The organism is Streptomyces antioxidans (genome assembly GCF_000968685.2).
In the GTDB taxonomy this organism is placed as follows: Bacteria; Actinomycetota; Actinomycetes; order Streptomycetales; family Streptomycetaceae; genus Streptomyces; species Streptomyces antioxidans.
In genome coordinates this window covers 1-1,324 of the sequence record NZ_LAKD02000239.1, presented here as the reverse complement: position 1 = coordinate 1,324, position 1,324 = coordinate 1, and the positions used below count along the sequence as shown (strand labels likewise).

Genomic DNA, 1,324 nt, shown 5'->3' with positions numbered 1-1,324 from the left:
ACCACCAACAACACATACTCCGACGGCCCCATCCGCAACAGCCGCGCCCGCCACGGCAGATCAACACTCAGATCAAAGCCCCGGGCGGCATAGCCGCCGAGTACTTCCCTCAGGTGTTCCTCCGCGGTCTCCACCACGATCAGCGGCGGCCGACCGGCCCCGCCCGCCAGCACATGCTGACGCGGTTCACCATCGGTCTCGGGGAAGACCGTACGCAGACTCTCGTGCCGGTCGGCGACATCCCCGAGCGCCGCCTCCAGCGCCACCCTGTCGAGCTCGCCGGAGAGCCGGAGCGCCAGCGGCAGGTTGTACACCGCACCGTCACCGACGCCTTCGAGGCGGTTGAGGAACCACATCCGCTGCTGGGCGTACGACAGCGGCAGCACCTCCGGGCGCGGCCGAGCGGTCAGTGCCTGCTGGGCGGCACCCTCCTCCGTACCGTCGAGCAGCCGTGCCACGTCGGCCACCGTCGGAGCGGTGAACAGCCCGCGGATGCTCACCTCGGCGCCCAGGACGGCACGGATCTGGGCGATCAGCTTCATCACCAGGATCGAATCGCCACCGAGCTCGAAGAACGACGCCTCGACACCAACTTCTTCCAGGCCCAGCACCTCGGCGAAGAGGGCACACAAGCGCTCCTCCGTGGGCGTCTCCGGGCCACGCCCCGCCGTTGCCTCGCCGGTGAAGTCCGGAGCGGGAAGAGCGGCACGATCCAGCTTGCCGTTCACCGTGAGGGGCAACACGTCAAGCGTCACGAAGGCGGCCGGGACCATATAGTCGGGCAGCCGGTCAGCGAGGAACCTCCGCAACGGGGCGACGTCGGCCAGACCATCCAACGCGCCACCCGCCGCCCCGTCCGGCACGACGTAAGCGACCAGCCGCTTGTCCCCGGCGCGATCCTCCCGAGCGATCACCGCCACCTGACCAACGTCCTGGTGGGCGGCGAGGGCGGTCTCGATCTCACCGGGCTCGACCCGGAAGCCACGCACCTTGACCTGGTCGTCGGCACGGCCACCGAAGACGAGCTGACCGTCCCCGGTCCACTTGGCCAGGTCCCCCGTGCGATACATCCGCCCGCCGGTCCGCCCACTCGTGAAGGGGCACGCGACGAAGCGCTCCGCCGTCAGCCCGGGGCGGCCGAGATAGCCACGCGCGAGGCCAGGACCCGCGACATACAGCTCACCCAGCACACCCACCGGAACGGGGTGGAAACGCTCGTCCAGCACATACACAGCGGTGTTGGGGTTCGGCCGCCCGATGGGCACCGGGCCCGAGCCGGACGCTTCCAGCGGCTCGCTCATCGTCGCGCACACGGTCACCTCGG

Annotated in this window: 1 protein-coding gene; it reads right to left on the bottom strand. The window is 69.9% G+C overall.

What is annotated here, in order from left to right; genetic code table 11:
* A partial coding sequence (locus VT50_RS37935) for a condensation domain-containing protein (protein ID WP_276207368.1) occupies nucleotides 1-1,301 on the bottom strand: 1,301 nt, incomplete at its 3' end.
* Nucleotides 1,302-1,324: the final 23 nt, after the last annotated feature.